Genomic DNA, 6,438 nt, shown 5'->3' with positions numbered 1-6,438 from the left:
CAGCTGTTCCGGCACGTGCTGGTGCCGCTGCTGGCGCCGGGCATCCTGGCGGCGCTGCTGCTGGTGCTGGTGCGCACCATCGCGATGTTCGAACTGACCTTCCTGACCGCCGGCCCGACCAGCCAGACCCTGGTGGTGGCGCTGTACTACGCCGTCTTCGCCGCAGGGGTGCGGGCCGGCCAGTCGATCGACGCCATGGCGGTGATCTACATGGTCACCACGCTGCTCTGGCTGCTGATCGCGCTGCGCTTCGTCAACCCGACCCAGTTGGTCACCCGCGCCAAGCGGACCCGCGCTCCCTGACGGGCGCGCGGTCTTGCTTCACGCTGCGGCGCGGTCGGCCGGGCCGATCGGCCGGTCGCCCTTCACCGTGGTGCGGTAGAGCGTTCGCGCCAGCTCCGGCGGGCAGCCGGTGGCCAGGTGGATGGTCGCCCGGTTGTCCCAGAACACCATGTCATGCGCCTGCCAGCGATGGCGATACTGGAAGCGCGGCTGGGTCATGTGCTCGAACAGCCGGTGCAGCAGCGCGTCGCTCTCCGCCCGCTCCAGCCCGACGATGTGGGTGGTGAAGCCCTCGCTGACGAACAGCGCCTTGCGCCCCGTGGCCGGATGCACCCGCACCACCGGATGGACGACCGGCGGCACCGTCTTGGCCTGGTCCGCGGTCAGGCCCGGCCGCAGCGTGCTCTTGGCCTGCTGTGCGGCGTTGCGGGCGGTGTAATCGTGCACCGCGGTCAGGGTCTCGATCCGGGCCTTGGTCTCGTCATCCAGCGCGTCATAGGCGGCGGCCATGCTGACGAACAAGGTGTCGCCCTCGACCGCCGGCAGGGTTTGGGCATGTAGCAACGACCCCAGGCTGGGCTCCGCCTTGTAGGACAGGTCGGAATGCCAATAGCGCCCGGCATCGGCCAAGCCCAGCGGCTTGCCGTCCTCCCGCGTCTCGTTCGAGACGATCAGGATCTCCGGGTGCCCGGCCAGGTGGAAATGATGCTGGACATGGATCTCCAGCTCGCCGAAGCGGCGGCTGAAGGCGATCTGCTGCTCCGGCGTGATCCGCTGGTCGCGGAACACCACGACCGAATTCGCCTCGAACAGCGATTTGACCCGGGCGAAGGTGGCATCGTCGGGCGGTGTCGTGAGGTCGAGCCCGCTGATCTCGAGGCCGATCAGGTCGGACAGGGGATTGGTGGTGAAGGACATGGCGGCGTTTCCGTAAGCGTCGGTTTCTTGTGTGGGGGCAGTTCAGCCGTGCTGCATGCCCCAGCGCTCGACCGTGAGCCGGGACAGGGTGCGGAACAAGAGGCTTTCGACCAGAAGGCCGATCAGGATGATGGTCAGGAGGCCGGCGAAGACATTGGCCGTCTCCAGCTGGTTGCGGTTGACGTAGATGAACCAGCCCAGCCCGCCGGAGCGGGAGGAGACGCCGAACACCAGCTCAGCCGCGATCAGAGTGCGCCAGGCGAAGGCCCAGCCGATCTTCAGCCCGGCCAGGATCGCCGGGAAGGCGGCCGGCACCAGGATGCGGGCGACGTAGCTGAAGCCGCGCAGCCCCAAATTCTGCCCGACCATGGCCAGCGGTCGCGGCACGGCACGGAAGCCGGAATGGGTCGCCAGGGCCAGCGGCCAGACCACGGAATGGACGATGACGAACAGCAGGCTGGGCGTGCCCAGCCCGAACCACAGCAGCGCGATCGGCAGCAGCGCGATCGCCGGCAGCGGGTTGAACATCGCGGTCAGCGTCGACAGCAGCTCGGCGCCCAGCTTCGTGGCCGTGGCCAGCCCGGCCAGGATCGCCGCGACGACCACGCCGATGGCGTAGCCGATCACCAGCACCTGCAGCGAGGCGAAGGTGCGTAGCGGCAGCTCGCCGCTGGCGATGCCCTGGCCGAAGGCGGTGAGGGTGGCCAGGAAGCTCGGCAGCAGCAGCGGGCTGCCGACGATGCGGGCCGTGACCTCCCATATCGCAGCCAGCGCCGCCAGGATCAGCAGCCGGCGCCAGGCTCCCGCTCCGATCCAGCGGGCAGCACGGATCTCCGTCTCGACCGGGCGCAGCGGCGACCCGGCCTGGACCAGCCCATGGAAATCAACCATGCGTCGCTCCCGCTCCGGACCCGTCGCCGATCCCCTCGCCGATCTGGTCCGCTATGAGCCCGCCGATCCGCGCCTCCAGCGTGGCGAAGGCGGGGTCGCCGCGATCCGGACCGCGGCCGCCGGGCAGGTCGATCACCGCACGGATCCGGCCGGGATGCGCGGTCATCACCACGATCCGGCTGCCGACCACGATGGCCTCGTCGATCGCATGGGTGACGAAGACGGTGGTGACGCCGGTCTCCTCGCACAGCGCCAGCAGTTCCTCCTCCATGCGCCGGCGGGTCATGGCGTCCAGCGCGGCGAAGGGCTCGTCCATCAGCAGCACCGCGGGCCGCAGCACCAGGGCGCGGGCGATCGCGGCGCGCTGCTTCATGCCGCCCGACAGGGTGTGCGGGTACTGGTCGGCCACCCGGGCCAGCCCGACCCGCTGCAGCATGTCCTCGGCCAGCGCCTGGGCCTCGACCCGGCGGGTGCGGCGCGCCCAGGCCAGGGAAGCGACCAGGTTCCGCCGCACCGTCATCCAGGGCAGCAGCTGGTCGAAATCCTGCAGCACCATCATCCGGTCGGGCGATGGCCGCGACACCGGCTTGCCGTCCAGCAGCACCCGGCCCGCGCTGGGCGGCAGGAAGCCGCCGATGCTCTTCAGCAGGCTCGATTTGCCGCAGCCGGACGGGCCCAGCAGCACCAGCCTTTCGCCGCGGCGGATGTCGAGCGACACCTCCGAGACCGCGGTCACCCGCCGGCCCTCGGCGACATAGGCCAGGGAAACGCCGTCGAGCCGCAGGGCCGGCGCTTCGGCTCCAGCGCCGGGGGGAACCAGGGCGAGGGCCGGACCAAGGGCCGGGGTGGTCATCTCAGCTGCCCTGGCGGTCGTGCAGCGGCGGGAAGAACAGGTCGCGCCAATCCGTGGTGGTGGTGTCGATCTGGCCGATGCGGTGCTGGAAGTCGACAAACTTCAGGATGTTCTCGGGCGCCACGGTGTAGCGGTTGTCGGGGTCGGTGATCAGCGCCTCGACGAAGGGCTCCGGCAGCTTCGAGGATTCGGCCGCGATATACAGCTTCGCCGCCTCGGCCGGATGCGCGGTGATGAACTGGTTGGCCCGGTCCAGCGCGGTCACGATCGCCGCCACCGTCTTCGGGTTGTCGGTGTAGAACGCGCCGGTCGCGTAGACCACGTTGAAGGTGTGCGGCCCGCCCAGCACGTCGTAGCTGCTCAGCACCCGGTGGATCTTCGGGTCCTGCAACTGCTGGTTCTGAAACGGCGGCGCGCCGAAATTGGCGGTGATGTCGGACCCGCCCGACAGCAGCGCCGCGGTCGCGTCCGGATGCGCCATGCTGACGGTCAGGTCGTCCAGCTTGGTCGCCTGGTCCTCGCCGAAGGCCTGGGCCGCCGCCATCTGCAGCACCACCGCCTGGAACCCGACCTTCACCGCCGGCAGCGCGATCCGGTCCTGGTCGGTGAAGTCGGCCAGCGTCTTCACCTTCGGGTTGGTGGTGGTCAGGTAGATCGGCATCGACCCCAGCGCCGCGATCCCCTTCACGTCGATCGAGCCGCGGGTCTTGGCCCACAGCGTGATGGCCGGCGGCGCGCCGGCCGCGGCGACATCCAGGCTGCCGGACAGCAGCGCCTCGTTCATCGCGGCGCCGCCGCTGACCTGGATCCAGTCGATCTCCGGCGCCGGCAGCCCGGCCTCGGTCGCAGCCGCCTCGATCAGCTTCTGCTGCTTGGCGACGATCATCGGCAGGTAGGAGATGCCGAATTGCTGCGCGATCCGCAGGGTCGCGGTCTCGGCCTGCGCCGGGGCGGCAAGGGCGAACAATGCCGCGGCGGTGAGGAGCGGTCCGAGAAGGCGTGGCGCGCGCATGCGGGGATTCCTGGGCTGGCTGAAGTTGGACAAAGATTTGGAGGAGTCGTCGAAATATCAATCCAATAAAATTGTGTTATATGCAAAACATCGAAATGGAAATGTAATTTCGTGCCGGCGGAGGTCGACCGGGCCATCCGTCCGCCGAGATACACCGGGTTGATCCTGGTCGGCGAGGATCTTAGGACGATCGATCTTGCGGCCGACAGTGTCGCCCGGGCCGGGGCGGTGACCGGACTCGGTATCCATCATCGTGCGCCCTGATCAGAGTCGTCGCTGACTCCGTACAGCGGTCGTAAACCCGACAATAGAATCGGCGAATCGCTCTGCCGACGACACGACCGCTTCTTGGCATTGGATGCGCCAGGGACAATCCATGCCCAAATAGTTCTTGAGGCGGAACGAATCGAAGCGCATCTTTATTTGTGCGGTGCCGATGATTCGGCGATTCGGCTTCATGCGACGCACCGCCCGACGGCGCGCTCCATGGATCGGAAGGAGATCCGATGGATATCGTGACCCTGATCATCCAGCTCGTCGCAGGTGCGGTCGGCGGCAATGTTGCCGGCGCCGCCGTCAAACAGTACAGCCTCGGCACCATCGGCAACTCGATCGCCGGCATCATCGGTGGCGGCATCGGCGGCCAGATCCTGGGGGCGGTCGTCCCCAGCCTCGCCACGGCAGCCTCCAGCGGCACCCTCGATATCGGCTCGATCATCGGCCAGATCGTCGGCGGTGGCGTCGGCGGCGGCGTCCTCATGGTCATCGTCGGCATCGTCAAGCAGATGCTCGCCGGCGGCCAAAAGGCGCAGTAAGCGGATAGCGGCGTCCGGGCCATATAGGACCGGGCGCCGCAACCGGCTTTCCCCCGTCCGCGCCGCTTGCTAGAAGGGCGCCGGACGGGCCTGTAGTTCAGCGGTTAGAACCCGCCGCTCATAACGGTGTTGTCGCAGGTTCGAATCCTGCCGGGCCCACCACGCTTCGCCCTTACGGGCTTCGAGCCGCCGTTAGCGCCGGGCGTCGATGACGGCCACATATCCGGCCGATCCGTAGGCGAGCAGCGCCGCATCGGCGGTCAGCAACGGCAGGCCGAGATGGCGGGCTGTGGCCACGATTACTCGGTCGGCCGGGTCGGCGTGCAGGTCACCCGGCAGTCGGACGCTGTCGACGGCGATGGCCGGCAGCAGGGGCGCCAACCTGACGCCCGGCAGGGCCAGGGCCGCATTGATCCAGGCGCCGACGTCACGCCCCAGCGCCAGGCGGCCCTTCTGGGCCAGCATCGCGATTTCCCACGGCGTGATGGCGGCGATGGTCAACCCATCGGCACGCGCCGCCGTGTCCACTGTGCCTCGGGCGATAGGGCCGAGCCGGTCATCGTCCTGCACCGCCCAGATCAGCACATGGGTGTCAGCGACGATCAAGCGTCGGCGCTCCAATCCGCCGGATCTGTCGCTGGTTCGAAGGGATCGTCATAGCGCAGCACCGATCCACGCAGCGCGCCGACGATGCCCGGTCGTGTCAGGTCCGGGGGGATTGGAGTCAAAACGGCCACCGGCCGCCCACGCTTGGTGATCGTCACCGGCTCGCGATCGGCGGCGATCTGGTCGATGACACGTAGGCAGGAGGCCTTGAATTCGGCCGCCCCGATCGTCTTGCCATCCATGATGGTCACCTCAATTCGCCATGTGACCAGATAATATGGTCATGTTGTCTTGAGGTGCAAGACGGCCCTCAGCTCCCCCGTGCCGCCTCGTACAGGGCGATGGCGGCGGCGTTGGAGACGTTCAGGCTGCCGATCGGGCCCTGCGTCGACAGCTTGGCCAGCACGTCGCAGGTCTCGCGCGTCAGGTGGCGCAGGCCATCGCCCTCGGCGCCCAGCACCAGTGCCACCCGGTCGCCGGCCATCGCCGCCGCCAGGGTGACCTCGCCCTCCTCGGCCAGGCCGATGCGGTGAAAGCCCCACTCGCCGAGTGATTCGAGGGCGCGGGCCAGGTTCTTCACCCGGGTCAGCGGGACAAGCTCGACCGCGCCCGACGCCGCCTTGGCCAGCACCCCGGTGACCTCGGGCGTGTTGCGGTCGGTGACGATGACCGCCAGGGCGCCGAAGGCCGCGGCCGAGCGCAGGATGGCGCCGATGTTGTGCGGGTCGGTGACCTGGTCCAGCACCACCACCACGCTGCGCTCCCGCAGATCCGCCTCGCGGCCGAGATCGTCGATGTCGGGGGCATCCAGCGGCTTGACCTCGAGCGCGATGCCCTGGTGCACCGCGCCCTTGAGGAATCGGTCCATCAGCTCGCGGTCCACGACCTCCGGCGCGGGGCGCACCAACCCGGCTTCGGCCGCCTTGGCCAGCGCCTCGGACAGATTCGCCAGCCCGGCCTCGGTGCACTGCACCCGTGTGATTTCGCGCTGCGGGTTCAGCACTGCGGCGACGGCGGCGTGGACGCCGTAGAGGTAGCGGTCCGGCTCACGGGCGGGCGGC

Annotated in this window: 8 protein-coding genes, 1 tRNA gene and 1 pseudogene; 3 read left to right on the top strand and 7 right to left on the bottom strand. The window is 68.8% G+C overall.

Annotation, left to right across the window (positions count from 1 at the left end):
• Nucleotides 1–303, top strand: a pseudogene (locus tag AC3XYG_RS42460) (ABC transporter permease); the annotation flags it as partial.
• An 18-nt stretch (nt 304–321) separates the two neighbouring features.
• Here the strand turns inward: AC3XYG_RS42460 and AC3XYG_RS42455 are convergent.
• From AC3XYG_RS42455 to AC3XYG_RS42440, 4 genes are read right to left on the bottom strand one after another with little or no spacing between them, the layout of a single operon-like run.
• Nucleotides 322–1,200, bottom strand: a complete 879-nt coding sequence (locus AC3XYG_RS42455; protein ID WP_489145959.1) for a TauD/TfdA dioxygenase family protein — start codon at nt 1,198–1,200, stop codon at nt 322–324.
• 42 nt (nt 1,201–1,242) lie between these two features.
• Nucleotides 1,243–2,091 (bottom strand): ABC transporter permease, encoded by an 849-nt coding sequence (locus AC3XYG_RS42450; RefSeq protein WP_489145958.1) that lies wholly within the window; start codon nt 2,089–2,091, stop codon nt 1,243–1,245.
• The gene (locus AC3XYG_RS42445; protein WP_489145957.1) at nt 2,084–2,944 is read right to left on the bottom strand and encodes an ABC transporter ATP-binding protein; all 861 of its coding nucleotides are present in this window, start codon (nt 2,942–2,944) and stop codon (nt 2,084–2,086) included. Before AC3XYG_RS42445 ends, AC3XYG_RS42450 begins: the two co-directional genes overlap by 8 nt.
• A 1-nt stretch (nt 2,945) precedes the next feature.
• Nucleotides 2,946–3,956, bottom strand: coding sequence for an ABC transporter substrate-binding protein (locus AC3XYG_RS42440; RefSeq protein ID WP_489145956.1), 1,011 nt, complete (start codon nt 3,954–3,956; stop codon nt 2,946–2,948).
• 506 nt (nt 3,957–4,462) lie between these two features.
• On the opposite strand from AC3XYG_RS42440, the gene AC3XYG_RS42435 reads away from it, so the two are divergent.
• Together AC3XYG_RS42435 and AC3XYG_RS42430 are read left to right on the top strand one after the other, a co-directional pair.
• On the top strand, nt 4,463–4,771 hold the full coding sequence (locus AC3XYG_RS42435) for a hypothetical protein (RefSeq protein WP_489145955.1): 309 nt from the start codon (nt 4,463–4,465) through the stop codon (nt 4,769–4,771).
• An 86-nt stretch (nt 4,772–4,857) separates the two neighbouring features.
• Nucleotides 4,858–4,933, top strand: a tRNA-Ile gene (locus AC3XYG_RS42430).
• 30 nt (nt 4,934–4,963) lie between these two features.
• Here AC3XYG_RS42430 and AC3XYG_RS42425 read toward each other — a convergent pair.
• The 3 genes from AC3XYG_RS42425 to rlmB all read right to left on the bottom strand — a co-directional run.
• Nucleotides 4,964–5,377, bottom strand: a complete 414-nt coding sequence (locus tag AC3XYG_RS42425) for a type II toxin-antitoxin system VapC family toxin (RefSeq protein ID WP_489145954.1) — start codon at nt 5,375–5,377, stop codon at nt 4,964–4,966.
• Entirely contained in the window at nt 5,374–5,619 is a 246-nt protein-coding gene (locus tag AC3XYG_RS42420; RefSeq protein WP_489145960.1) for a type II toxin-antitoxin system Phd/YefM family antitoxin, read from the bottom strand. The genes AC3XYG_RS42425 and AC3XYG_RS42420 overlap by 4 nt, the downstream gene beginning before the upstream one ends.
• Nucleotides 5,620–5,687: 68 nt before the next feature.
• A partial coding sequence (gene rlmB / locus AC3XYG_RS42415) for a 23S rRNA (guanosine(2251)-2'-O)-methyltransferase RlmB (RefSeq protein ID WP_489145953.1) occupies nt 5,688–6,438 on the bottom strand: 751 nt, incomplete at its 5' end.

The organism is Inquilinus sp., assembly GCF_057815775.1.
The sequence above is the reverse complement of the archived record's forward strand: the minus strand, read 5'-3'. Positions and strand labels throughout refer to the sequence as shown.

Excerpts from the sequence above, each read along its gene's own strand:
- AC3XYG_RS42455 (WP_489145959.1), bottom strand. The coding sequence starts at position 1,200 with ATGTCCTTCACCACCAATCCCCTGTCCGACCTGATCGGCCTCGAGATC.
- AC3XYG_RS42450 (WP_489145958.1), bottom strand. The coding sequence starts at position 2,091 with ATGGTTGATTTCCATGGGCTGGTCCAGGCCGGGTCGCCGCTGCGCCCG.
- AC3XYG_RS42445 (WP_489145957.1), bottom strand. The coding sequence starts at position 2,944 with ATGACCACCCCGGCCCTTGGTCCGGCCCTCGCCCTGGTTCCCCCCGGC.
- AC3XYG_RS42440 (WP_489145956.1), bottom strand. The coding sequence starts at position 3,956 with ATGCGCGCGCCACGCCTTCTCGGACCGCTCCTCACCGCCGCGGCATTG.
- AC3XYG_RS42435 (WP_489145955.1), top strand. The coding sequence starts at position 4,463 with ATGGATATCGTGACCCTGATCATCCAGCTCGTCGCAGGTGCGGTCGGC.
- AC3XYG_RS42420 (WP_489145960.1), bottom strand. The coding sequence starts at position 5,619 with ATGGATGGCAAGACGATCGGGGCGGCCGAATTCAAGGCCTCCTGCCTA.